We start from the raw sequence: 24,775 nt of genomic DNA on the forward strand, positions 1-24,775 counted from the left end.
GCCTTGAGCTGCTGCTCTTGGCGTCTCTTTAGGTGTCACATTTTTACGAAAACAAGGTAACAAAGCCTACTGAAGCAACCTTCGCAAGCCGCATAAAATCAAGACTTCGTATTCCTGCGCTTCAGATGGTTCTGATAGGACGCGTCCAGCAGCCGCTTCATGCCTTCCTCGAATTCGGCGTCGGAAGCGGCTTTGTCGATCTTGGCGTCGGGAAAACGAATGTCCTTGATCTCCCAGTTGTTCGTAGCCAGATTATGCTTGAAGCCTTGGGCGAGTAGATATTTCCGTCTGCCGTCCTTGTACTCCGGCGCAACCGGCTCGCGCTTCGTCGGCGCCGGCGCTTCCTCCGGCTCCTCCTCGATCGGCTTCGGAGCCGGCTTAATGCCGCGCGCCGCATCCGCCTTCAGCTTCTCGTGCTCGGCCAGCGACATCGGGCGCTCCTGCTTCCTTCCTTTCAGCCAATCCAGATCGTACCGCATTTTCGTATTGATGACGTAAAAGTCTTTGCCTTTGATTTTTTCCTTCGGAATCTCGTCGTACAGCTCCTTGCGCTTCTTGAAGCCTTCGACGACGCGCCGAATCTGCTCCTTCTCCACGTCGATCGGAACGACCTCGTTTCCCGGCATGTAGACGTCGCACATCACCTGCTTAAATAAAAAGTCCCCCAGCTCGGTATCGTAATAGCTAGTGAACGTAACTGCAATTTCCTTCTTGTTGATTGTAACCTTGTGATTCAAAGATGGTCCTCCTCATAATTTCGGCTCTTTTATCTATTATAGCCAACAGAAAACGAAAGAGCAGCAGCAAATTCATAGAAAACGCTTGCCAAAAGGATGGGAGACTATGTAGAATCAACAAGGAAATTCACGAATGAACAGACGACTATTGGAGGAAACACATTATGAAACGCGAAATCGGGGTTCATGAGCGCCCCCCACTCGGGCAAAGCGTTACGCTGAGCTTGCAGCATTTGTTTGCAATGTTCGGCTCCACCGTGCTTGTCCCGAATCTCCTCGGCGTAGATCCCGCAGTCTGCCTGCTGATGAACGGTATCGGCACGCTGCTGTATCTGTGGATCTGCCAAGGCAAAATTCCCGCCTATCTCGGCTCCAGCTTCGCCTTCATCTCTCCGGCAGGCGCCGTTATCGGCATGTATGCCTCCGAGGGCGACGGCTATCCGGCTGCGCTGGGCGGCTTTATCATCGCAGGCGTAGTGTTCACCTTGGTTGCGATTTTGATTCAATACGCTGGAACCGGCTGGATCAGCGTCGTGTTTCCTCCCGCGGCCATGGGCGCAATCGTCGCTGTTATCGGTCTTGAGCTGATCCCGGTCGCCGCTCAAATGGCGGGATGGATCGCTCCTGCCGGCGATGCCGAATGGAGTATGGACGCAAACACGGTCATCATTTCAGTAGCGACTATGCTGGTCACGATTTTAGGCAACATACTGTTCCGCGGCTTCATGCGGATCATTCCGATTCTGATCGGCATCGTGTTCGGCTACGTGCTTGCCTACGCGATGGGCGAGATCAAATTCGGCTTCCTGGACGAAGCGAGCTGGCTCGACTCTCCGACGTTCACGACTCCCGTGTTCCATTGGACGGCCATTCTGACTATCGTGCCTGCGGCGCTTGTCGTCGTAGTCGAGCACGTCGGACACTTGATCGTCACCAGCAACATCGTGAACAAGGATTTGTCCAAAGACCCGGGTCTGCACCGCTCGATGCTTGGCAACGGGCTGTCGACGATGCTGTCCGGATTTGTCGGAGCGACGCCGAACACCACCTACGGGGAAAACATCGGCGTGCTCGCGATGACGCGCGTATACTCCACATTCGTCATCGGAGGAGCTGCGATCATTGCCATCCTGCTCAGCTTCCTCGGCAAATTCTCGTCTCTGATCGCTCACATTCCGGTAGCGGTCATGGGCGGCATCTCGCTGCTGCTGTTCGGAATCATCGCAGCATCCGGCTTGCGGATGCTCGTCGAATCGAAGGTCGACTACAGCAAGCCGACCAACCTGTTCTTGACTACGATCGTACTCGTCGTCGGCCTGAGCGGACTCAAGATCAAGTCGGGAGACTTCGAGCTGACCGGCATGGCGCTTGCGACGGTCGTCGCTATCGTGTTCAGCCTGCTGTTCAAGCTGTTCGAGATCTCCAAGCTGTCCAACGAAAACGAAGATGCGGTCGACACCGCGAAGCATTAATTGAATCGGATTCTGTACGCCGGAGGGAGCTTTCAGTCCCTTCGGCGTTTTTTTTGCGGCTGCCCAAGCTGTGGATTTCAATTAGAATTCCGCAGGCGAATTATGGTAATGTAGAAGTGACAGCATTATCCGTATTGTGCCACTTTACGAGCTTATTCGCATCTGCAAGGAGGAAATCTTAATGAAACTGGACAACATAACCGTGCTAGATTTCGAGACGAGCGGTTTGGACCCGGCACGCGACCGCGTTATCGAGATGGCGGCCATCCGCTGCTACGGCGGAGAGATCGTCAGCCAATTTCAGACGCTGGTCCGCTTCGAAGGAGCGCTGGCGCCGAAAATTACCGAGATCACCGGTCTTACGTCCGCCGATCTCGTTCACGGAATGGACGAAGAAACCTCCTTCCGCATCCTGAACCGGATTATCGGGGACAGCATTATCGTCGCCCATAACGCCCTGTTCGACCTCGGATTTCTGCATCACGCGCTGATGAGATTCGCCAAGCGGTCGTTCAATAACGATTTTCTCGATACGCTGACGATCGCCAGAGAACGGCATACATACCCTCATAATCTTAAAGACATGTGCGACCGCTACGGCATCGTACTGGAAGGCGCGCACCGTTCGCTCAACGATATCATCGCCTGCTGGAAGCTGCTGGAGAAAATGAATGAAGAGAAAAGCGTAGAACCGTCTCTGAATACGCTCGGGTACATGACGAAGTACGGCGTGCCCAAGTGGAGTCCCCTGCAAGCGAATCTCGTACCGGTCGAGATCAAGTACGCTTAACGAAAACAAGCATCCGGAGAATACGGGCGACCGTATCCTCCGGATGCTTTTCTTTCGCAACGCTAATCTTACGTCGATACCGTAGTCGTGGAAGTCGGTACGAAAACGACGGTCTCCAGCACTACCGGCGTGTCGCTCAAGATCGAATCCCCTCCGGCTGGTACGGCGATCGCCAGCGATCCCACGCCCGTTGCACCGGGCGTGTATGTGCTGATGCCCTCCATCTGCAGAATGCCGTTTACGTAGACGTTGAAGTAGCTGTTGCTCGCGTTAAGAGCGGGCAGACTCTCGACCGGCGCGCCCGTATCGTCGAAGAAACTCGCTGCGTCGATCGTTAAGGTCGCGCCGGCTGCCGTAACTGCGGTCGTCACATAGAAATACCTCGTCGACGCAGGATCTACGGTCGTCGTTGTCGTTGCGCTTACCGCCAGCTTCATCAGTTGCAATGCCATGAATCATCCCTCCTCCGCTACCTGCTGGACATGCTATATCCTTTCCTCATATTCTATTCAGAAGAACCCTCGGCGATCGGGCGATTACGATGGTCGAAATCCTATTTTAGGATACTTTGGCGATAAACCCGACAGATTCCAAAATAATCGGCGTACCTGCCAGTATCCTCTGTCCCGTGGACGCGACGGAAACCGATCGGGAATCTACGCGAAAAAGCTGGCCTTCCTGCAGAAGTCCGTTAACGTAGAGATTGAAGTATCCTTCCTGACGATGATCGGGGAACGATTCCGCCGGTTCGCCGTGGTCATCGACGAACCGAGTTGCGGGTATGACCAGCTCTTCCGTCAAGGGAATGTCGTCCGCGGGCAAATAAAAATAGCGTTGGACGATTGGACGAACGCTCACGGTTGGAAGACGCGACTGATCGGCGCCGCTCGTCGGCACCACGGTCGGCGGAACCGCTCTCCTCCGGCTCAAGCTCCCCCGTTTCCTAAGCGGACGTCGTTTCTTTTTCGCGCGCCCGCGTTTGGACGAGCGTCTGCACAACCGTTTCGTCCGGCAGGAGCATTTTATCCCCGAACGCCTCCGTCCCCCAGCTATGGCCATTTCCCCACTCCCTTGCTGCAAAAAATCCTCTATTGTCTATAGTACGCAGACGTCTCCTGCCGGAATAGACCATCAACTATAAAGCGAAAAAAAGAGAACCCCCCGCAAGAGATTCTCTTCTATCTGCCTAAAGTAGGCGTTGGGATTCTCGGCTATACGTCCGTAATCCAGCAAGGCGCCTCGTTTCGTTATCGGATTTCGCCGATAAAAGCCAGATCGAATCGAGTCCCCGTACAACCTTCCCGGTTTCCGTGAACGACTTCGACCTCGCAACGATGAGGGCCGTCCGGCAGTTCGTCGGCGATCAGAAACAATCTGTACCAGCCCCGATCGGGACACCAATTCGGCCGGTCGCGGCCGCTCAGCTGCCACTCCCCTCCGTCCACGCGATAGCGGAATTCGGAGGAAGTTTTGCCGAAATCGAAAGCCATTGCGAGACCACGGCCGGTAAAAGCGAATTCCAGCTTCGCCCCGACGGCTGAGGTCGATAAAAGCTGATCCATCCAGCATGAGTTCGAAGAACGGCGAATCGTCCAGGGGCCCGAGCCTTGAACATCGTCGAAAGAGAGCCTCTCTACATTCTCCCATGCAAGGGGCTCCAGCGGAGCCGGCAGCGGAGAACTTCCGGAAGACTTGGAGACTTCGATAGACAATTCCTTTTCCAAAAACCGAATTACGCTTTGGGCATATGATAAGCTTCCCCGGTGGGTCGGATGCAGCCCGTCCGGAAGCCACTCTTCCCACTTCATAATTCCTCTGCGGACTTCGTCGAAGGCATGCAGTCCCATCCATACGCTGCCGATTCCGTAATGCTCCGCGATCCTTTCGAATTCCGCGATCGAATCGGGAACCCGGCCGGCCGCCATATCCTCGTACATCTCTTGAATGTACGTATAGACGAGGACGACCTCGATTCCTGCGGAGAGCAGACGGCGAATCAGACCTTCCCGGGAACGCGCCCTCTTGGAATTAGGTTCGAAATAGTCGTTCACTGCATATTCGACAAAAACAAGATCGCATCCCCTATCCAGAATATCCCTCTTAGCGCGGAAGACGGCTAAATCGCTTCCCGTTGCGCCAATGCCCGCGTTCTCGACCTTGAACCGGACATCCGCATAAGCGTCGACCAGCCATGCGACGACGGCTTCCGGCCAGTTGTGACCCGGCGCCGCATCGGTAATCGAGCCGCCCAAGAAACCTAACGTTACGTTGCCGCTTTGCAATTTTTCCTTGAAGATGGACAAAGGTTTTCGATGGCGTATAACGGTTTGCACGGATTTTCCTCCTTTTTCCCTCTATTAAGAGATTACTTATCTTTCTCGTTTCTAGCAAGATTAACGGTCGGATAAGCGGGGATTCGACCCAATTACCGATACTCCCGAATCAACTGCAGAAATGCCAGCCCGTATTTCTCGTACTTGGCGGCGCCGACGCCTTTTACGCTGCGCATCTCTCGTTCGGACTCCGGCATCGCCTCGCACATCTCCCGCAGCGTCGCGTCATGGAAGATGACGAACGGCGGCAGCCCCTCGGAATCGGCGATCTGCTTGCGCAGCTGACGCAGGGCGTTAAACAGCTCCACGTTCGCGACCGGAGCGGACGACCCGCTTCCGCGCGAGCGGCTGCGCGAAGCCGGGGGCGTATCCGGCTCGACTTTCTGATAGACGAGCTCTTCGCCGCGCATCACGGCAAGCACAGGCTCCATCAGCTGCACGACCGGATAAGCCGTATCCGACATACGCAAGTAGCCGTCGGCCACAAGCGCGTGGATGAGCTGCACAAGCGGCTTCTCGGCCATATGCTTCAGACGGCCGTAAGACCGGAGCCGATCGAAGTTGAATTGCTTAATCTTCGCGTCGTTCGCGCCTCGAAGCACTTTCGCCGTCAAAGTCACCCCGAAGCGCTGCTTCATCTCGGAGATACAGGCGAATATAAACTTGGCTTCCTCGGTCACGTCCTTGCTCTCGCGCGTATCCGTGCAATTGCCGCACGTGCCGCAAGCTTGTCCGTTTTCCTCGCCGAAATAGCGCACGATCGCCAGCTGCAGGCAGTCGCCGGTATGCGAATATTGGACCATGTCGTTGAGCAGACGGTAATCGTTGCGCTTGCGCTCCTCGTCGGCCTCGCTCTGTTCGATAAAAAACTTCTGCGTCACGACGTCCTGCGCCGAGAACAGCAGCACGCACTCGCCCGGATCCCCGTCCCTTCCGGCGCGGCCGGCTTCCTGATAGTAGGCTTCGAGATTTTTCGGCATATTGTTGTGAATGACATAGCGGACGTTGGACTTGTCGATGCCCATGCCGAAGGCGTTCGTGGCGACGATAATCTGCAGGTCGTCGCGCTGGAAAGCTTCCTGCGTCTCGGCTCGCTCCTCCTCGCTTAAACCCGCGTGATATTTTCCGACGGGAACGCCAAGGCTGCGCACGAAAGAATAGACGCTCTCCACCTCGCGGCGCGTGGAAGCATAGATAATGCCCGCCTGATCCGCATGCTCTCTAATATATCTTTCTACGAAATCCCGTTTGTCTGCGCCGCGAACGACCGACATGGCCAGATTGCTTCGCGCATAACCGGTCGTTACCCGCGAAGGATCGCGCAGCTTCAGCCGTTCCACAATGTCGTCCTTAACGACGTCCGTCGCCGTCGCTGTGAACGCGGCCATGACTGGCCGCGGTTCAATGTCCTGCAGCAGCCGGACGATCGTCATGTAGCTCGGGCGAAAATCATGCCCCCATTGCGAGACGCAGTGCGCCTCGTCCACCGCGATCAGCGGCACTTCGAGACGGCGAATCATCGCGCGAAACTGCTCCGATTCTAGCCGTTCCGGCGCGATATAGAGCAGCTTGTAATGGCCTGCGGCCACGTCTCTCATTCTCTTGCTTGTTTCCGAAGCGGAGAGAGAGCTGTTGATATAAGTCGCCTCGATGCCCGCCGCGTTCAGCGAGTCCACCTGATCCTTCATCAGCGAGATCAGCGGAGAGACGACCAGCGTTACGCCGTCCAGCAGCAGCGCCGGAATCTGATAGCAGATCGATTTGCCCGCTCCCGTCGGCATAATGCCGAGCACGTCGCGTCCGTCCAATATCGCTTCGATCAGCCTCTCCTGTCCGGAGCGGAACCGGTCGTAGCCGTAATAGGTTTTCAACGCATCCAATGCGGCTTGATTCATCTTGCTACCTCCGTTCCGGGAAGCCATGGTGAAGGCTCGCCCGCCCAATAAATATGCAAAACATGCAAAGCACGCGTACATACGGTGTAAAGCAGCTTACGGTCCTTCTCTTGTCCGTAACGCTTCGAAGAAGCGTCCCAGACGAGCACGGCGTCGAACTCGATTCCTTTGGCCAGATAAGATGGCAGCACCGATACGCCCTTCGGCAGCTCGGCAGAGCCTCCCGTCACCAGCGTCAGAGGCACGTCGTCCGCCAGCATCTCCTTGAGCAGCGCTTCGGCATCCGCGGCCTCGCTTGCCGTTTTCGTAATAACGCCGATCGTCCCGCTGCCTCTTGCCAGCAGCCCTCCGATATCCGCCGACGCGCGGTCGCCAAGCTCGCCGGCATCGGCGCAGGCGATCAAGCGCGGCTGCTCTCCGCTGCGATGGAAAGGTGAAATGTTCGCCGCATCCTCGGGTGTCAAGATACCTTTCGTAAAATCGACGATCTGCTCGGTCGAACGGTAGCTCGTCGTCAGCCGCAATACCGATGTCACTTCGGGAGCCATCAGCCTCGTCCATCCGCCGAAGCCGCCGCTATCCTGCGATTGCACGTAGATCGCCTGGTTGAAATCGCCCAGCACGGTCATCCGCGCCCGCGGATACCGACGGCGCAGGAATGCCGCCTGGAACGGGGAATAGTCCTGCGCTTCGTCAACGAATACGTGCTGAATGTCGCCCTCGACGCGGCGGAAGCCTTCCAGCGCTTCCGATACGTACATAATCGGCGTTGCGTCCTCGTGATCGAGCCGCTTGCGCCCGATCGTCTCTTCGACGCGCAGGCTCATCCAGTCCCAGCCTTGCGGCAGCTTGCCATCCGGGGCGCATGCGGCAAACACGGGCCGACTCTCGAACAGCACGGAGTAGGTCTCGACCGCGTCGATGAACCGGTAGGAGCGAACCGCCTTGACGATCGGAGCGATCGCCGTCTCGGCGACCTGCCGCTTCAGCCTCAGACTCATCTGCTCCTCGTCGTCGAACACCTCGTCATGAAAACCGCCGCTGCGCCGAACGTCGACGTACGCTCGCTGAATATCCTCCTGATCGACCAGTTCGGCCGCTTCCTCCAGCCACTTCTCGCCCATCTGCGAATCTACCCACGCCTTCAGACGCTGCAGCAGCCAGCGCTTCGTCGTCGCGGTTCGCGTGGCAAAGCCGTCCGACGCTTCAATAGCGTAGAACTGTTCGGCGATCTCCTCGGACGAGGCGACCGTCATATCCCGGAACCGCAGCGTACGGAACTTGATTCCTTCCCGCTCCAGCCGCTTCAAGTAATTTTCCACCGTAACGAAAAAATGCTCCGAGCCCTTGTACTTCACCGCACGCTCGCGGGCTTCTCCTTCGGCGGTTCCATCCAGCTCAGACAGCGCCTCCGTCTGAGCAAACAGATCCTCGACCTCGAACCGGCGCCCCAGCCGGGCTTCGATCAATTCGCGGAACGTCATCTGACGCATGTTCGCTTCTCCCAGATCGGGCAGCACGTGCGAGATGTATCCTTTAAATACGGGATTCGGGGAAAACAAGATGATCTGATCCGGCGTCAACGCATCGCGAAACCTGTATAGCAGATAGGCGATCCGCTGCAGCGCGGCGGACGTCTTGCCGCTTCCCGCCGCTCCTTGCACGACGAGCAGCTTATGTCTCTCATCGCGAATAATGCCGTTCTGCTCCTTCTGGATCGTCGCCACGATGCTTTTCATCGCCGTATCCGAACCTTCAGACAGCACGGCCTGTAAAATCTCGTCCCCGACCGTCTCCGACGTATCGAACATATGCTTCATCAGGCCGCCGCGAATGACGAACTGACGCTTCAGCTCCAGCTCCCCTTCAATTTGGCCGTCAGGCACCCGATAGGCGGCTGGCCCCGGCTCATGATCGTAGAACAGGCTGGACACCGGAGCGCGCCAGTCGTACACGTAGAACGTTTCCCCATCCTCGCCGACCAAGGACGCGCGGCCGATGTAGACGACCTCCGTCCCGCCTCCGCGTTCCGTGAAATCGATACGGGCGAAATACGGCGAATCGAACTGCTTCGTCAGCCGCTCCACCGCCTCCGAGGCAACGCGATGACTGCGCTCGCGCTCGGCCAACACCTCGGCCTGCTGCACGATGCTGGTCCACGTCTCGGCAACCTCGGACGAATCCGAGAAGTTCATCCGCACGTCCTCCCAGAATTCCTGGCGAATGCCGACGACGTCGCCCCGTCTCTCCCCGAGCACGGAAAGCTCCTTGCGCATCCGTCGGCCGACTTGCTCCAATACAGCAAGCAGCCGCTTCTCTTCCTCTTCCCGAGGAGACTCGGAACCGTTCTCCATGCCTTTTTCACTCCTTGCGCGTAAACTTCGTATTCTCTGTTGTAACATGTGATTGCGGCAAACGCAACCTCTCGGGAGCAAAACAAAAAACGCCGCGTCCCTCCAGCAGGAGAGTGAGCGGCGTCCAAACGATGATTATTTATTTCAGCATCGACTGCATCAACAGCGCCAATATTTTCGCCGTTTCGGCGCGTGTGGCATGAGCCTGCGGCGCGAACAAGAGTCCGTCTCCGTTCGGAGACGGCTTGCCGTTAATCAAACCGGCCTGCTGAGCCGCCCTCAGCGCTCCGGCGGCGAAGCCGGACACCTCGCTCTGATCCGCAAACGCGACCGGCGCGTTATCCTTCGGCAGCGAGTACCCCTTATGCTCGGCGTAGCGGGCTATCAAGGTTACGAACTGCTCGCGGGTGACGTAATCCTTCGGCTTGTACAGGTCTTTGCCGACGCCGCCGGCAATTCCGTTATCCGCAGCCCATGCAACCGCACTTGCATAGTAAGAGCCGGACTCTACGTCGATAAAGCTTGAGGAAGTCCGGCCGCCTGTGTCGGCCCCGGCCATTCTCGCAAGAATAACCATCAGATCGCCGCGCGTCAGCTTGGCCGACGGGGCGAACTTGTCTTCGCCGACGCCCGTCAGCACATTTCTCGCCGCCAAGTAGGTGATCTCGTCCGCAGCAAAATTCGCCGCCGTATCGGCAAAGCTTATCTTGCGGTAGCCTACGGCTATCCGGGAGAATTGCGGTCCGCTGAACTTGACCGTTCCCGTCGCCGGGTCGAATACGCTGTTCGGCGCTACAACAAGCTCGCCCGTACCGGTCACATAGTAAATGACAATCGCGTTAGGATCTTCGTTTGCCGCCGGCTTATACGACACGGATGCTGCGATCGAGCTTCCGCCGAAGCTTGTAATCTCCTTGCCGCCCGCCGTTACCGCAAAGTCGTACACCGGTCTGCCGGCGATCGCCGCTGGCGACGCTGCATCCGACTTCTTGATCGATACGGCTACTTCGCCGCCCGATGCGGCCGACGACACCGCGGCCAATGCTTGACGGTCAAAACTGACGGAGCCGATACCTGCTTCAATCGTAATCGCAGTCACGCCGCTTCCGTCGATCCGGCTCCAAGCCTCGGCAGGAATCCGAATAACAGCTTCTCCCGCTTGGCCTACGCCCTCGGCTTTAAGCCGAAGCTCCGCGCCTTGCCCCGCGTTCTCCAAAGCTTTACCGATTGTCTCTGCTGTAAATACCGCTTCCGCCGCGCCTGAGGCATTCGTCCGGGCTTGCGCCTCCACGGTTGCCTGCTTCGGATCATTCGTGTTTACAGGCGGTTTTTCCTTCGTTGGAGGAGTCGTCGTGCCCGTTCCTCCGCCGTTCCCCGTGCCTGGATTCGTACCCGGATTCGTTGAAGCTGCCGTTACCGTTACAGTCGCTTGAGCTTCCCCGTAACCGTCGGCGCTCAGCGCGGTGATGACCGCCGTTCCTGCCGCGCGAGGCGTGACGTTGCCGTTTGCGTCGACCGAGGCGACCACGGCATTGGAGGAGGACCAGGTAACGGATGTTCCCGCCCCTGCGGCCGGTTCCACCGTTGCGGCGATTTTCGCAGCCGCGTTGCCTGCTCTAAGCGATAATGTCGTCTTGTCGAGCGTGATCTTCGTTGTGTCGAGCTGATAGACGCCCACCGTTCCGCTTACTTCGAAGGCGACAAGCAGCAGCGGCCGTCCTGTCGGGCTGTCGGATGCGGAAATAAATTCGATTCCTTCCGGCCCTGTATCGGTAGCGAGAATCTCCGATTTGGTTGGCGGCGTTCCTGGCGTTCCAAAGTTTCTCGTATTCGTGTAATTAACGAAAAACGCGTTAGAAGGATCGGATACGTCGTAGGTCATGATACCCCCGATGCGCTCCAGGCCGACGAATGCCAACGTTTTATTTCCGACTCTCCCGGTTTCGATGTCCTCCGGCTCCGGACCTTTTTTGGAGCTGCGGCTGTCCAAATCCAGGTTGACGTGACTGGCGTTAAAATAAGGCGCATATTGTCCCGAGGAAGTGATTCGTTCAAAATCGCTGCCGCTATCGTACACCTGTTTTATCGTGTCCGCTTCCCAGATGGAGAAGGAGCGGCCGCCGAACAAATAAATATCGTCGTAGCCCATATGGCTCAGCACTTCGACTCCGTCATACGTTTTGCCTTTGTCCTGAAGGAAATTAGAGGCATCCGAACCCGCTGTCAGATTGTCCTTGATCGATTTGATCTTCGTCAAGCCCGTTCTCGTATAAGGCTCCTCTACCGGCCATTCGGTCGCATCGCCTTCGTTGGCCGTGAACAGGTAGGTTTTTCCGCCGATCTCGTGAGAAGCCATGCCATCCGGCATATATACTCCTTTAAAAGGGACGTTTTCCAGCTTGATCTGGCCGTCCTTGAGCAAATCCAATACGTTATTCGGATCGTTCAAGTCCTTGAAGCCGAGCGATTTGACCGAAAGCAACGACTTGGCGGCGATATCGATCGTCGCGATGGCGTTATTTTCCTGCAAGGTGACATAGGCTTTCTTGCCGTCTCCGGACAAAGCGATATATTCCGGCTCGAAGTCGCGAACCGCATCCGCTTTTGTGCCTGCGCCTACAATCTGCCCCTTACTATCCACATTCGGGCTGCGAATAATGACATCGTCGGCGATGACGGCGGGATTATCGAACTTCACGCGGAAAGATTCTCCCGTTCCCGTATCGACGATCGTGATCGAGCCTTCCGGATCGACGCCTCCCGCTCCCAGGCGCGGCTCGCCTTCATCGGCGGTCAGCACGTACTTCCCGTCTGCGGTCGATTTGATCATATCCGGCTGAATACCTGTATCGTAACCGTTTAGCAGATTGCCTTCGTAATCCAACATCAGAATTTTTCCGGTTTTGGCGTAATCCTTCTCCTGTACCGAGACGAAAATACGCTTCGTCGCCGTGTTAATGTCAACGCTGGTCAAGTCGCCGTAGACGAACCCGGCAGCTCTCTCGGACAGCTCCTTCACGTTCACACTCTTATCCTTCGTCATTTCTCCGCTTGTCGCCAGAGTCACGATATCGAGCGTCGGAGGATTGGCAGAGCCGTTTACGAGATAAAATTTGCCGTTGTCCTTGTTGTATTTGACGATTTCCGCTACGCCGCCATCCTCATTGGTCGTTCCGACGGAATAGGAAGCCAGCTTGCGAATTTGCAGTTTCTCTTCATAAACTTTCGCTTCCGGACGCACGCTTAGAGGCAGGACGACGCTGCGCGAATTAGCGGCGTTATCCGTTACCCTGACGGTTACCCTATACGTGCTTGCTTTAGCGTTCGTTATCGTTCCGGCAATAATGCCTGTCGCAGGATCGATGGCCAAGCCTTGCGGCAAGCCTGTCGCAGAGAACGTTAATGGAGCCGTGCCGCCGCTTGTGTCGATTGTCGCTGTATAAGGCTCGGCGATCGTCGCTTGCGGCAGAGCCGATGTGACGATCTGCAGATTGTCGAGAGAAGCGTTCACCAATAAAGGATACGTCCCGTATACGGATGCAGTGACGTTGTCCGTCACTCCAATATGGATTGTGGCTGTGCCTGCCGCTGCTGCAATTCCGGTAATTTTGCCGTTGCTGTAGCTTAGACCCGTCGGCAAGCCCGTCACCGAGATGATGTACGGGGATTGTCCGCCGTATACCAGCCCGAGCACAGAGTATGTATACGGCATATCGACAGTCGCCTCAGGAAGCAGGGCATCCCTCAGTCCCAGCGGTACAGTCCAGATTCCCTCGGCAGCGCTTCTTGGCATATGCGCAGCCAGAAGTGTCGGGTTGGACGCGAGCGCGCTGTAATCGACTTGAACGAAGTCGTTCTTGTTGTTATCCGTGTCGATGAAGCTGACGCGACGGAGCGCTTTTTTCTTCGAGGTGCCCCCTGCTTCGCCCGTCGGATAATCCGTCTCGAATCCGTCGATCGAGCTGCCCTCCTCATTGGCGCCCGTGCCGATCATATCGACATAGCCTGCCGGCCTGTCATCGAACGGATTAACGGCGGTCAAAAGCGTCTGGCTGCTCAACAGCGCGACCTTCATCCCCTTGTTGTTAATAAAATGGTTCGGCGGCCACGCTTGATCGCTGACCGTCAGCATGTTTGTTGGCACTTTGAGCGGCGTTTTCACGATATCTTCCCCAAGCACCAGGTAAGACGAATGCGCCTTGATCGTGCCGGCGAGATCCAGTTTGACCCACGGTTTGCCCGATCCTTCCGCATACTGAAGAGACCAGCCGCTCAGAGTTACGTCGGCGTTCGTCGGATTATACAATTCTATAAAACCGTGGGAGAAATAAACGTCGTCGGCTTTCTTTAGTCCGCCCCCATAAATCTGATTGATAATGACGTGAGGCACGGCAACATCATAATTGCCGAGCTCGTCGTATGGCGTGCCCGGAATAATCGCGATCGGCTCTGCTTGCACAGCCGCCACTCCCGTCAATATCGTTCCAGCCAGCATCGAAGATGATAACAGCATGGAAAGACCTTTCCTGCTCCGCTTGAACACCGAATACACTCCTTCTAGGAAGTTATTTTTCCCAGTGTACCGGCTTAGGGTTAACGGAAAAGACCGATTATTGTAAAGCGGGCGTTAAATTTAATAAACACGGGGCTGTCTCATAAGTAGGGTCGTACAAGCTGATCGATTAAGAAGAAGTGCATGTATCTCCTGGAGCTGCCTCATACGGTCGCGAAATCACCTCTTAACGGGTTTACCCATTCGGATTTCGGGATCGTATAGCAGCGGAAGGAGATACATGCACGACAACATTCTCTATCGATCATCCAATCGTACGACTCTCTTTTACTTATGAGACAGCCCCTTGCGAAGCTTTTATAGCGGCAGAGTACGCCGTTCTCTCTTCTCGAAATAAACGATTTCCTTATACCCCGTACGCTTGGCAAGCTCGGCGGCTTCGTCGAGCAAAGTTCCGATGTCGTCCGGGTAGTGGGAGTCGGAGCTGAGCGTGATCGGCACCCCGTGTTCATAAAGCTTGCTCAGCAGGCTTGGGCTCGGACACATTTCCTTGACCGGATAGCGGTAGGCAAGCCCCGTATTGATCTCCGAAGCCACGCCGGCTCGCTTCAACGCCGCGGCGACGTCGTCGTACAGGTCGATCATCAGACTCTCGTCGGGTCGGTAGTTAAACACCTTCAAATTGTCGAGATGCGCGATCATATCGAATAGGCCGGAATTGGCCGCAGCTTTGACATGCTCGAACAAGTACTTATAAAGATCTAGCAAGTCCTTGCTCTCGTAAATCTCCTTCACTTCCGGATTATCGAAGCCCCAGCCGTCCAGGAAATGGACGCTGCCGATGACGTAATCCAGCTCGTAGCGATCCAGCAGCTCCTTCAGCTCAGCCTCTCCGCCCGGAAAATAATCGGCCTCTACACCAACGGACAGCGGAAATCCCTTAGCTTGCATTTTGCGCGCCGCGCCCAGAAAATCCTCGATCGAACACATTCTCACTCTGTCAAACCAATAACGCTGCAGACGCCCCAGCTCGCTGTCGTCCATCAGAATGTATTTCTCATAGTAGCCCCGGAACTCCTCGAACCGATACAGATGATCCACCATACCGAACCGCTCGATGCCTTTTTTCCGGCCTTCGATAAAGTAGGCTTCCAACCATCGCTCCGTAAAACAGCCCTCGTCAAGCCGATTTTTCAGCCGCTCCGCCTGGTGCTCCATCCACTGCAGCGTATTCCGTTCGCCGACCGGCTTAGGCTCCCCTGGCACGACCTCCAGCGCTTTAGCCGTTCTCTGCAGCCAATTAAATGAATAAGGCCCTTCCTCTAGATGAAAGTGGAAATCTACCTTCATTTTCGTCCTCCTTGTCCGCAATCCTGCTGCCCATTATTCTAAAGCCTTCTATTGTTTTCCCTTGCTTTTCCATTGTTTTTATTGCTTGTTTCTGTATTATACCTACCCAAAGATTAACGCATCAACAACATTGCGTTAACGGAATGTTAAATTTACAGCGGACGGAGCTGTCTGTTGAACTCGCCTCATTCCCCAAGAGTGACCCCGGATTCCTTTCAGTACATCATTCGATCCCGCGATTTCCAAGCACACTCCGAGACGTTCCCACATATACATAAGGTGGTGAAATTTTTGTTCAGAACAGGGGGCTTGGCTTAGTCATGATGCGCGAAGAGGAACAGCTTGAGCTGGAGACGGCGATAACGGATATTACGAAAATAGCGGAAACGTTCGGACTCGATTTCTATCCGATGCGGTACGAGATCTGTCCGGCGGACATCATCTATACATTCGGCGCTTACGGAATGCCGACCCGCTTCAGCCATTGGAGCTTCGGCAAGACTTTTAACCGGATGAAAATGCAATACGACCTTGGCCTCAGCAAAATTTACGAACTCGTCATCAACTCCAATCCTTGCTACGCTTTTCTGCTAGACGGCAATTCGTTGGTACAAAACAAGCTGATCGTCGCCCACGTGCTCGCCCACTGCGACTTCTTCAAGAACAACGCCCGTTTCTCCGTCTCCAATCGCAATATGGTGGAGAGCATGTCCGCCGCAGCCGAGCGCATCAGCGGCTACGAGATTGAATACGGAACCGCAGAGGTTGAACGCTTCCTCGATGCGGTCATGGCGATCCAGGAGCATGTCGATCCCGTCATCCGTAAACCGTACGGCCTCGATCGGAAACATTATATCGAAGCGCAGCAGCGACGCGAGAAGAAGGACCGGAGCGCTAACCAGCCCTCCTCTCCCTACGACGACCTGTGGGATCTGGAAAAGCGGGATCAGGCGAACGAGGAGACGAACGAAGATCCCAAACGTTTTCCGGTCAGTCCGGAAAAAGACATCGTTTGGTTTGTCCAGCAGTTTTCTCCTGTGCTGGAGGATTGGCAGCGAGACATCATGAGCATTATCCGCGAGGAGATGCTTTACTTCTGGCCGCAAATCGAGACGAAAATTATGAACGAAGGCTGGGCTTCGTACTGGCACCAGAGAATCATGCGCGAGCTGCCGCTGACGAGCGAGGAGACGGTCGAATATGCCAAGCTGAATTCGGCGGTCGTGCAGCCCTCCAAGCACTCCCTTAATCCGTACTACCTTGGACTTAAAATATTCGAGGATATCGAGAAGAGATTCGGTCGCGAGAAAATATTCGAAGTGCGCGAGCTCGATTCCGACGCTTCCTTCCTGCGCAATTATTTGACGAAGGAGCTGACGGAAGAGCTGGATTTGTACATTTTCGAGAAAAAGGGCCAGGAGTGGAAAATTACCGATAAAGGCTGGGAGAACGTGCGCGATCAACTCGTATTCTCTCGCGTGAACGGCGGCTTCCCTTACATGGAGGTAACGGATGCGGACTATCAGCGAAGCGGCGAGCTGTACGTGACGCACCAGTACGAGGGCACCGAGCTGGACCTGAAGTACGTCGAAAGAACGCTCCCCTATCTCGTTGCGCTGTGGGGCAAAAACGTGCATCTGGAAACATTCTGCGACGACAAAAAGGTGCTGTTCACTTGCGACGGCAAGAGGACGAACCGGCGAAGCGTATAGCAAAAAGTGCATGTATCTCCTGGAAAATGCCTCATACGGTCCTGAAACCAGTCACGGGTTAACAACCATTCGGATTTCAGGATCGTATAGCACATCGGAAGGAGGTACATGCACGACAACCTTCTCCATCGATCATCTCTTCGTACAATTCTTTTTACTTTTGGGACAGCCCCTCATTAGATCTTAAACCGGGAAAGCTTCTCAAGCAGCTCCTGAACCATCGCGCTCAGCGCGGCTGCGGAAGACGCGATCTCTTCCATCGAAGCAAGCTGCTCCTCCGAAGCCGAAGCGACACTTTGGGAGCTGTCGGACGCTTCGCCGGCCAACCGGGCCAGTTCCTCAATCGAAGCGCTCACTTGCTGGGAGCCGGCATTTATTTGCTCGGAGGTCGCCGATACCTCTTGGATTTCTCCGTTGACCCGCTGCATTTCTTCTCCGACGGACTTGAACAGCTTCGCGCAATCGAGCACGAGTCTCTCTCCCGCTTCGACCTCGACCGCGCCCTGTCTCATTCGTTCCGATGCCCGAACAGAATCCTTCTGAACGGCATGAATCATGCCGGATACCTGCTCGGCAGCCTTGAGAGTCTGATCTGCCAGCTTGCGCACTTCCGAGGCCACAACGGCAAAGCCTCGACCTTGCTCCCCTGCCCTCGCAGCCTCAATTGCAGCGTTCAGCGCGAGCAAATTCGTCTGACTGCTGATATCCGAGATCATGGCCACAATCCCGCCGATCTCCTGGGAACGCTCTTGCAATTCGGCCATCACTCGTTCCGTCTCAGCTACCGTGTCTTTAACCCGCGCCATCTGCTCTCCCGCTTGGGCGATTCGAGAATTGCCGAGCTCCGTTTGCGATTGCACCTCTTGAGCGGAGGCCGACACCTCAGAGCTCGAATTTGCGATCCGTTGGATACCCGATGACATCTCGGCCAAGGCGCTAGCCGTCTCCCGCGTATGGCGATTTTGCGCTTCGGAGCCCGCTGCGACCTCTTCGATAGATCGGGCAATCGTCTCGGAAGCAAGACTTGTCTGCTCGGCGCTTGCCGTCAATTGCTGGGAGGTTGCTCCTACGGACATCGAGAGATCGCCGACTAGATGAAACATTCCGCGCAATTCGTCCGACATCCGATTAAAATCGGCGCCCAGTTGTCCGAGCTCATCCTTGCTCCGAAGGTCCACCTTTTGCGTCAGATCTCCGCCTGCCATAAGGTTTACGCTTCTCGCCAGCATCTTCAATCGACGAATGATTAACATTCGCGTCAAGCCTGCAATGACGAGGCCCAATACAATCAACGCGATCACGCTCACTAATTGCATCTGGCTTCGGCCTTCCCTGTACGTCGCCATGATTTGTTTCTCCGGAATAACGGCTTCCGCGTACATCGCATCATCGGAGCCCGCTAATCGGATCGGAAGGAATACCCGAAGCGCCTTTTCTCCTGACGAATCTGAAGTATAGCCTTGAATAGCTTCACCTGCCGCAACCTTGGCGAACAACGCTTTCTTCTCTTCAGTGTCCGCATAGGGCTTAGCGACCAAATCCGGCTGCGCTGGATTCGCTACGTAATTCCCATGATGAGAGATCATCGTAACATGGCCGCCCAACGGCGTGTAGCCTGCCGCCTCCTGCTGCAGCGAATCCAACGCAAAATCCATGCCGACGATTCCTTTGAAGCGCTGATCGGCATCCAGAATCGGAACGACAACCGATGTGATCTGTATCGTACTATTCCCGACCTCGTAGGCGTATGGCTCAATAAGAGCAACCTTTCCCGTTTTTTTCGGGATCTGGTAGTAATCTCCGCCTCCCTCTTTGTCATACCCTTTCAACGGCTCAACGATAATATCCGTGCCGTTGCGCGCAACATAGGGAATAAAGCGCCCCGTTCCATCATCATGAGGCGTGCGTTTAACCCATTCTTTGTCTTTGCCATCGAACGCATTCGGCTCCCATAACGTATAGACGCCCAGAATATCAGGATTCCCCTCCAGAGTGTCCTTCAGCAGTCCAATTACTTCGTCTCGCGGCACAGAGCCGGTTTGACTCGATTGGAGCAGAACTCTGGATAGCATCTCAAGCTCCTGCTTCAAGCCGTTCAGCTTGGAACCGAAAGCCTGCCCGAACTGCTCCCCGGAGTTCAGCGCTTCGGCCTCGCCTCGACTGATGCTGATTCGCTTCAGGTTGTTCAAATTCACCTGAAACATCACCACGAATACGAGAATCAAACACAAAGCTAGAAACGAGATAAACTTGGTCGTCAATGAAACGCTGAATTTGCTCATCATGCGTACACACCCCTGCTTTATCGAATACGACTTTTATCGACTTTTTATGACAATTTCTGAAGTGTCTCGGTCTCAAATGCGAGTGGAAAAATCTTCTTCCTGCGTAAGGATGGATAAAGACGTTTAATCTAACACTATTAACAATAGCGGCCGTCTTGGCCACTTACACTAAGGAGTGATACCAAATGATATCAACGAACCATTCGAAGATCTCTCCGGAAAGACCCGCCTCTTTCCCGCCGCAGCATCAGAACAACCAGCCGGGCATCGAGATGAATATGAATCCTCGCCCGGAAGCCGAATCCCCTGTCTACAAGCCGGCCGGCAAGCTGATAGGCAAAGTCGCGTTGATCACCGGAGGAGACAGCGGCATCGGCCGCGCGGTGTCCATCGTCTATGCCAAGGAAGGCGCGGATGTCGCAGTTCTATATTTGAATGAGGATCTCGATGCCGAGGAAACGAAGCGGCAGGTGGAAGCCGAAGGACGACGTTGTCACCTGATCAAAGGGGATATCGGCAATGCGGCGTTCTGCAAGCAAGCGGTAGAGCAGGCCGTCGGCGCCTTGGGCCGTTTGGACATTCTGGTGAACAACGCCGCCGAGCAGCATCCGCAGGATAAGATCGAGCAGATTACCCCTGAGCAGTTGGAGAGAACGTTCCGGACGAACGTATTCGGCATATTCTATTTGACGCAAGCGGCGATGCCGCACCTGGCTTCCGGTTCAGCGATTATCAATACGGCCTCAATCACCGCTTATCGCGGCAGCCCAACCTTGCTCGACTACTCGGCGACCAAGGGAGCAATCGTCTCCTTCACCAGGGCGCTCTCGCAAAACGTCGTCGGACAGGGCATTCGCGTCAATGCCGTAGCGCCGGGCCCGATCTGGACGCCGCTTATTCCTTCAACTTTCGACGCCCAAAAGGTATCGCAGTTCGGCTCCGATACGCCGATGAAACGGGCCGGACAGCCGGATGAGCTTGCGCCGGCTTATGTTTACTTGGCCAGCGAGGATTCCTCGTATGTCGCCGGACAAGTTCTGCACGTTAACGGCGGTGAAGTCGTGAACGGATAGAGAAAAGGAGCTGCGCCAGGGCGCCTTAAGCCCCAGAGCAGCTCCTTTCTTTTATCCATGCGCTTCCTTCAGCTTCACGAAAGTAAAGTCCGTTCGGTAGTAACGGATCATCACCGCCAAGCCAAGCGCTACGAGGAAGGAATAGAGCGCAAGCCATGCGCCCATGCTTCCCCACTCGAACACCATGACGAACAAATAAGTCAGTGGTACGAACATCCCAAAGCTAAGCGCGAACGAAGCTTTCATCAGGAATGTCGTATCCCCGATTCCTCTCAGACCACCTGCATAAAAATTATAAAATCCGTCGAAAATTTGTAAATAAGCCGAAACCTGAATTAGATGCGCTGCCAGCTCATACACCCCAGGATCGCTGCTGTACATTCTCGCAATCGGAACAGCCCAGATCAGCTCGACCGTTCCAAGCAAAATCAAAAATATCGCGCCGAGCACAGCCGTATTCGTTCCCGCCTTCTTCGCCTTGTCAGGCCTGCCCTCCCCGATACCCTGTCCAACAAGAATCGTCGCCGTTGAACCGAAGGCAAAAGCGGGCATAAAGCCGAACGACATAACGCTGAGCGCCACCTCGTTAGCCGCGGCCGCCAAATCCCCAAGCTTCAGGACGAACATGGTGAAAATGTACATCGAGACGCTCATCGAAAATTCCTGCAGTCCCAGCTTTCCGCTCTCCTGGGAGATCAGCTTCAGCTCTTTCCAGTCCGGATTTTGCAGCTTCCGCGTCTGATAACGTTTATGCATCGGCCCCAAGAACACGAATAAACAGATGACCAACTGCACCGCTTCGCCGATCAGCAGCGCGTAACCGGCGCCGACGACGCCCATGTTCGGCATCCCCCAATGTCCGTACGTCAAGCCGTACGTCAAGCCGACCATCAGCACGTTAGCAACGATGGAAACAACCATCGATGTCCGAGTGTCTCCAACGCCCCGGAAAAAGCCATGGAATACAAAACTGATTATTCCGAAAGCCATAGCGTAGAAGCGCAATTCCAAATATTCGCCTCCGGTGGCGACAAGCTCGGCCGAACCGCCAGTGAATTTCAACACCGCTCCGCTGGCCAACCAGCCGGCGAACGCGATAAAAATCGCCACACCGAGGCTTACGACTAAGGCAAGATACATGCGCTGCATGCCCTTGCGCATTTCACTCGCACCAAAATTTTGCGCGACAAGGTAATTGACAGTGTGCCCGATCCCCGAGAAGATCGCAAACACGTTGTACATAATGATGTTGGATACGCCAACGACGGCAATAACCACGTAGCCAAGATCGCCGACGAGAATCAGGTTAATCGTACCGGTCATCGTCTGTGTGGCAAAGGCGAATAACGATGGAAGCGCCAGTACAAGAATGCCGTACCAGCTCTTAAGCAGTTTCATGAAGTCCGTACCTTTCCCCAATAAGAATGATTTCAATCTCACCATTTTGCCGGAGAAAACGATCGTAGTCAATAGCGAGAACTGCCGTCGAAAACGGCGGTCTAGCGACCGGTACTTTGACTTGCGACAAAAAGAAAGAACTGCCGTGCGAATGCACAGCAGCTCCTTCTGACCCTAAATCATGAAGCTTATTGATTGAACTTGCCAGCCATGATTTCTTGGTTTTTATGCCATTGTTCCGTCTTCCACTCGAGAAGCATGTCGTAGCCAGCAGCTTCGGCATCCTTCTGCGCCTTATCGAGAATTTGATCGACTTCTGCATCGTTTTTCGCTGTCAACGTTCTTGCCAGCACTTCGTTAAAGATGTCGTCAACCGCTTGACGAGCATAACCTTCCGGAGAATCCGGATCCGGAGTCAGGTTAGAGAACTCCGTATGGTCGGCTTGCGTTTTCCACGATACTTCCGATTGAACCTTGGAAATCCAGCTTTGCTCTTCCGGAGGCAGTTGGCCTTGAGCTTTAATTTTGCCGCGGTCGTTCAGCTTGGCGTTGCCGACCCACCAGACGTCTTGGTTCTCTGCTTCGATTTCAGCCGCCTTCTTCACGTCCAGCTTATCCGTGAAGTTCGGGTAGCCTTCATCGTCGAAACCTTGCCACATATCGCCTTCAGGACCGTAGTGCAGAATCGCATGACCTTCCGAACCTGTCATCCAATCCAGGAATGCAAATACTTTTTCCGGATCTTTAGCGCTCGTCGTAATGACCGCGGCGTTCCAACCCAGCGTGGAGTAGGAGCCTGGGAAGATTTTGTTTCTGTCAAGACCGGCTTTGTGAATCGGCCAGGTCATGAAATAGCCCGGATGACCTTGCTTTTCAAGCTCGATCTGAGCTAGCATGCCGTTTTCCGTCGGGGAAGAAGCTGCATAGACTGCAACCCGGCCTGACGTAACTTTCTCCTTAATGTTGTCAAGCGTTTGCGTCATGGCATCCTGCGCCATCAGACCTTCGCGATACAGCTTGGCGACATATTTTTGCGACTCGCGGAAAGCCGGATCGGTCAAGACGGAAGTCAGCTTGTCGCCGCGAGGAATCGCCCGCATCTGATTGCCGAGATACCAGTACAGCGCATTTTCTTCAAAGGCGGTGTACAATAGGCCGATACCGTGAAGGTCCTTGGCCAAGTGCGGCTCGAACGGAATGACATCTTTGTACTTCTCTTTGACCTTCTTCAAATAGTCATACAGATCATCGGTCGTTTCGAGCGAAGGCGCGCCGAGCTCGTCGTAGATCTTCTTGTTAACGAGGTAGCCGGCATTGCCAAACGGCTCGTCGTTATACCAGTTCGGGAACATGTACAGCTTGCCGTCCGCCGGGGAACGCAGCATGTTCAGCACTTCGGAGTTCAGCCATTTTTTCAGGTTCGGATACTTCTCGACATAGTCGTCCAGCGGAACGAGCATGCCCGCTTCGCGCAGACGCTCGACGTTGGCGCCGCGGTCGCCCCAGATCACGTCAGGCAGTTTGCCGTCGGCGATCATCGTCGTCAGCTTTTGCTCATGGTTCCCCGACGCCTTGATCGGCGTCATCGTCACTTGAAGCTTTTCTTTCGCGTAACGGCCAAACGGGGTGCTCTCCCATTCCGGCGCATCGGACCAGCCGTAATGATGGTAAACGGAGAATTCCAGAGGCTCAGAACCAACTTGCCAAATGTCGGGAGCTGCCTCTTCGCTCCCAGGCTGAGACGCGCTAGGCGACGCGGCGGATGAGGTCGGCGACGAGCTTGCTGCGCCCTTGTTGCCGTCATCTCCCTTGCCGCTACAGCCGGCAAGAACGGCTGTGAGGGCCAGGGAAGTGGCCAACAAAGCGGACGAAAGTTTTCTTACTTTCACTTGCGGATTACCCCTTTCAATTTAAGTATTGTATATGTTCAAAGCCTTGCGGCTTATCCCCGAATCCGGGAACTACTCTTTCAATGAACCGATCATAACGCCTTTGACGAAATACCGTTGGAGGAACGGATACAGCGTGATGATCGGCAACGTCGCGACCATCATCGTCGCCATGGAGATTGACTTGGAGGTTACCTTTTGCATCTTTTCTATACGCGCTATGGCTCCGGAGTCGGCGGAAGACAGAAAATCCGTGACCGTGCTGGCATTAATGATTTGCCGCAGCATCGTCTGAACCGGAATCAATTTCTCGTTCGAGATATAGATCGTCGCCACAAACCAGTCGTTCCAGTGCGCGACGGCTGTGAACAAGCCAAGCGTCGCGAGCACCGGTCCCGAGAGCGGAAGCACGATCCGGAAGAACGTTCCCCAGTTTCCGCAGCCGTCTATTTTCGCAGATTCCTCCAGCCCCGCCGGAAGCCCCCTGAAGAACGTCCGGAATATGATCATGTTCCATACGCTGATCATCCCGGGAATGATATATACGAGGAATGTATCGATCATTCCCAGCGAGCGAATGAGCAGAAATGTCGGGATCAAGCCGCCGCCGAAGTACATCGTAATAATGAAGAAGATCATAATATATTTGCGGCCGATCAACTCGCTCTTGGACATTCCGTAAGCAAGCAATGCGGTCATAAACAGCGCGGTCAATGTACCGATAATCGTACGAACGATCGTCACTACGAATCCGTTGAGCAATCGGTCGTCCGAGAATACGATATTGTAATTCTCCCAAGTAAACGCCCTGGGCCAGAACGTTACTCCGCCCTTGGCGGTATCGGCCCCGATGTTGAAGGATATGACGATCGCATTCCAGAACGGATACAAGGTAGAGAACGCCAGCAAGGCAAGAAAAACATAGATAAAAGTCATAAGCACACGATCGGACAATCCTAAACGCATGTTACAGT

General features: G+C 54.9%; 16 protein-coding genes. 4 read left to right on the forward strand and 12 right to left on the reverse strand.

Annotated features, from left to right (window positions below; all coding sequences use genetic code 11):
* Positions 1 to 98: 98 nt before the first annotated feature.
* Complete coding sequence (locus J4772_RS07660) at positions 99 to 737, reverse strand: hypothetical protein (RefSeq protein ID WP_116062768.1); 639 nt, start codon at positions 735 to 737, stop codon at positions 99 to 101.
* A gap of 164 nt (positions 738 to 901) precedes the next feature.
* Between J4772_RS07660 and uraA the strand changes: the two genes are divergently transcribed.
* A complete protein-coding gene (uraA, locus tag J4772_RS07665; RefSeq protein ID WP_209074762.1) occupies positions 902 to 2,209 on the forward strand; it encodes a uracil permease in 1,308 nt (435 codons plus the stop codon).
* A 181-nt stretch (positions 2,210 to 2,390) separates the two neighbouring features.
* On the forward strand, positions 2,391 to 2,999 hold the full coding sequence (locus J4772_RS07670; RefSeq protein WP_209074763.1) for a 3'-5' exonuclease: 609 nt from the start codon (positions 2,391 to 2,393) through the stop codon (positions 2,997 to 2,999).
* A 68-nt stretch (positions 3,000 to 3,067) separates the two neighbouring features.
* Here J4772_RS07670 and J4772_RS07675 read toward each other — a convergent pair whose 3' ends face one another.
* The 7 genes from J4772_RS07675 to J4772_RS07705 form a co-directional block, all read right to left on the reverse strand.
* A complete protein-coding gene (locus tag J4772_RS07675; protein ID WP_209074764.1) occupies positions 3,068 to 3,451 on the reverse strand; it encodes a DUF4183 domain-containing protein in 384 nt (127 codons plus the stop codon).
* Positions 3,452 to 3,557: 106 nt separating this feature from the next.
* A complete protein-coding gene (locus J4772_RS07680) occupies positions 3,558 to 3,929 on the reverse strand; it encodes a DUF4183 domain-containing protein (protein WP_209074765.1) in 372 nt (123 codons plus the stop codon).
* Between the two features lie 317 nt (positions 3,930 to 4,246).
* Positions 4,247 to 5,332 carry an SGNH/GDSL hydrolase family protein gene (locus J4772_RS07685; RefSeq protein WP_209074766.1) on the reverse strand — a complete coding sequence of 362 codons (1,086 nt, stop codon included), beginning with the start codon at positions 5,330 to 5,332 and terminating at the stop codon, positions 4,247 to 4,249.
* Positions 5,333 to 5,424: 92 nt separating this feature from the next.
* Positions 5,425 to 7,227, reverse strand: a complete 1,803-nt coding sequence (recQ, locus tag J4772_RS07690) for a DNA helicase RecQ (RefSeq protein ID WP_209074767.1) — start codon at positions 7,225 to 7,227, stop codon at positions 5,425 to 5,427.
* A complete protein-coding gene (helD, locus tag J4772_RS07695) occupies positions 7,224 to 9,581 on the reverse strand; it encodes an RNA polymerase recycling motor HelD (protein WP_209074768.1) in 2,358 nt (785 codons plus the stop codon). Before helD ends, recQ begins: the two co-directional genes overlap by 4 nt.
* Positions 9,582 to 9,720: 139 nt before the next feature.
* The gene (locus J4772_RS07700) at positions 9,721 to 14,094 is read right to left on the reverse strand and encodes a choice-of-anchor I family protein (protein WP_209074769.1); all 4,374 of its coding nucleotides are present in this window, start codon (positions 14,092 to 14,094) and stop codon (positions 9,721 to 9,723) included.
* A 357-nt stretch (positions 14,095 to 14,451) separates the two neighbouring features.
* Positions 14,452 to 15,444 carry a histidinol-phosphatase HisJ family protein gene (locus J4772_RS07705; RefSeq protein WP_116062758.1) on the reverse strand — a complete coding sequence of 331 codons (993 nt, stop codon included), beginning with the start codon at positions 15,442 to 15,444 and terminating at the stop codon, positions 14,452 to 14,454.
* A 323-nt stretch (positions 15,445 to 15,767) separates the two neighbouring features.
* On the opposite strand from J4772_RS07705, the gene J4772_RS07710 reads away from it, so the two are divergent.
* Positions 15,768 to 17,156 (forward strand): SpoVR family protein, encoded by a 1,389-nt coding sequence (locus J4772_RS07710; protein WP_209077038.1) that lies wholly within the window; start codon positions 15,768 to 15,770, stop codon positions 17,154 to 17,156.
* A 176-nt stretch (positions 17,157 to 17,332) separates the two neighbouring features.
* Here J4772_RS07710 and J4772_RS07715 read toward each other — a convergent pair whose 3' ends face one another.
* Positions 17,333 to 19,441 carry a methyl-accepting chemotaxis protein gene (locus tag J4772_RS07715; RefSeq protein WP_209074770.1) on the reverse strand — a complete coding sequence of 703 codons (2,109 nt, stop codon included), beginning with the start codon at positions 19,439 to 19,441 and terminating at the stop codon, positions 17,333 to 17,335.
* A 185-nt stretch (positions 19,442 to 19,626) separates the two neighbouring features.
* On the opposite strand from J4772_RS07715, the gene J4772_RS07720 reads away from it, so the two are divergent.
* The gene (locus tag J4772_RS07720; RefSeq protein ID WP_209074771.1) at positions 19,627 to 20,514 is read left to right on the forward strand and encodes an SDR family oxidoreductase; all 888 of its coding nucleotides are present in this window, start codon (positions 19,627 to 19,629) and stop codon (positions 20,512 to 20,514) included.
* Positions 20,515 to 20,565: 51 nt separating this feature from the next.
* Here the strand turns inward: J4772_RS07720 and J4772_RS07725 are convergent, their stop codons facing one another.
* The 3 genes from J4772_RS07725 to J4772_RS07735 all read right to left on the reverse strand — a co-directional run bounded on the left by J4772_RS07725 (position 20,566) and on the right by J4772_RS07735 (position 24,767).
* On the reverse strand, positions 20,566 to 21,912 hold the full coding sequence (locus tag J4772_RS07725) for an MATE family efflux transporter (RefSeq protein ID WP_209074772.1): 1,347 nt from the start codon (positions 21,910 to 21,912) through the stop codon (positions 20,566 to 20,568).
* A 188-nt stretch (positions 21,913 to 22,100) separates the two neighbouring features.
* The gene (locus J4772_RS07730; protein ID WP_209074773.1) at positions 22,101 to 23,801 is read right to left on the reverse strand and encodes an extracellular solute-binding protein; all 1,701 of its coding nucleotides are present in this window, start codon (positions 23,799 to 23,801) and stop codon (positions 22,101 to 22,103) included.
* A 72-nt stretch (positions 23,802 to 23,873) separates the two neighbouring features.
* Complete coding sequence (locus J4772_RS07735; protein ID WP_209074774.1) at positions 23,874 to 24,767, reverse strand: carbohydrate ABC transporter permease; 894 nt, start codon at positions 24,765 to 24,767, stop codon at positions 23,874 to 23,876.
* Positions 24,768 to 24,775 lie beyond the last annotated feature (8 nt).

Origin of the sequence: Cohnella sp. LGH (assembly GCF_017671885.1) — a bacterium.
GTDB lineage: Bacteria > Bacillota > Bacilli > Paenibacillales > Paenibacillaceae > Cohnella > Cohnella phaseoli.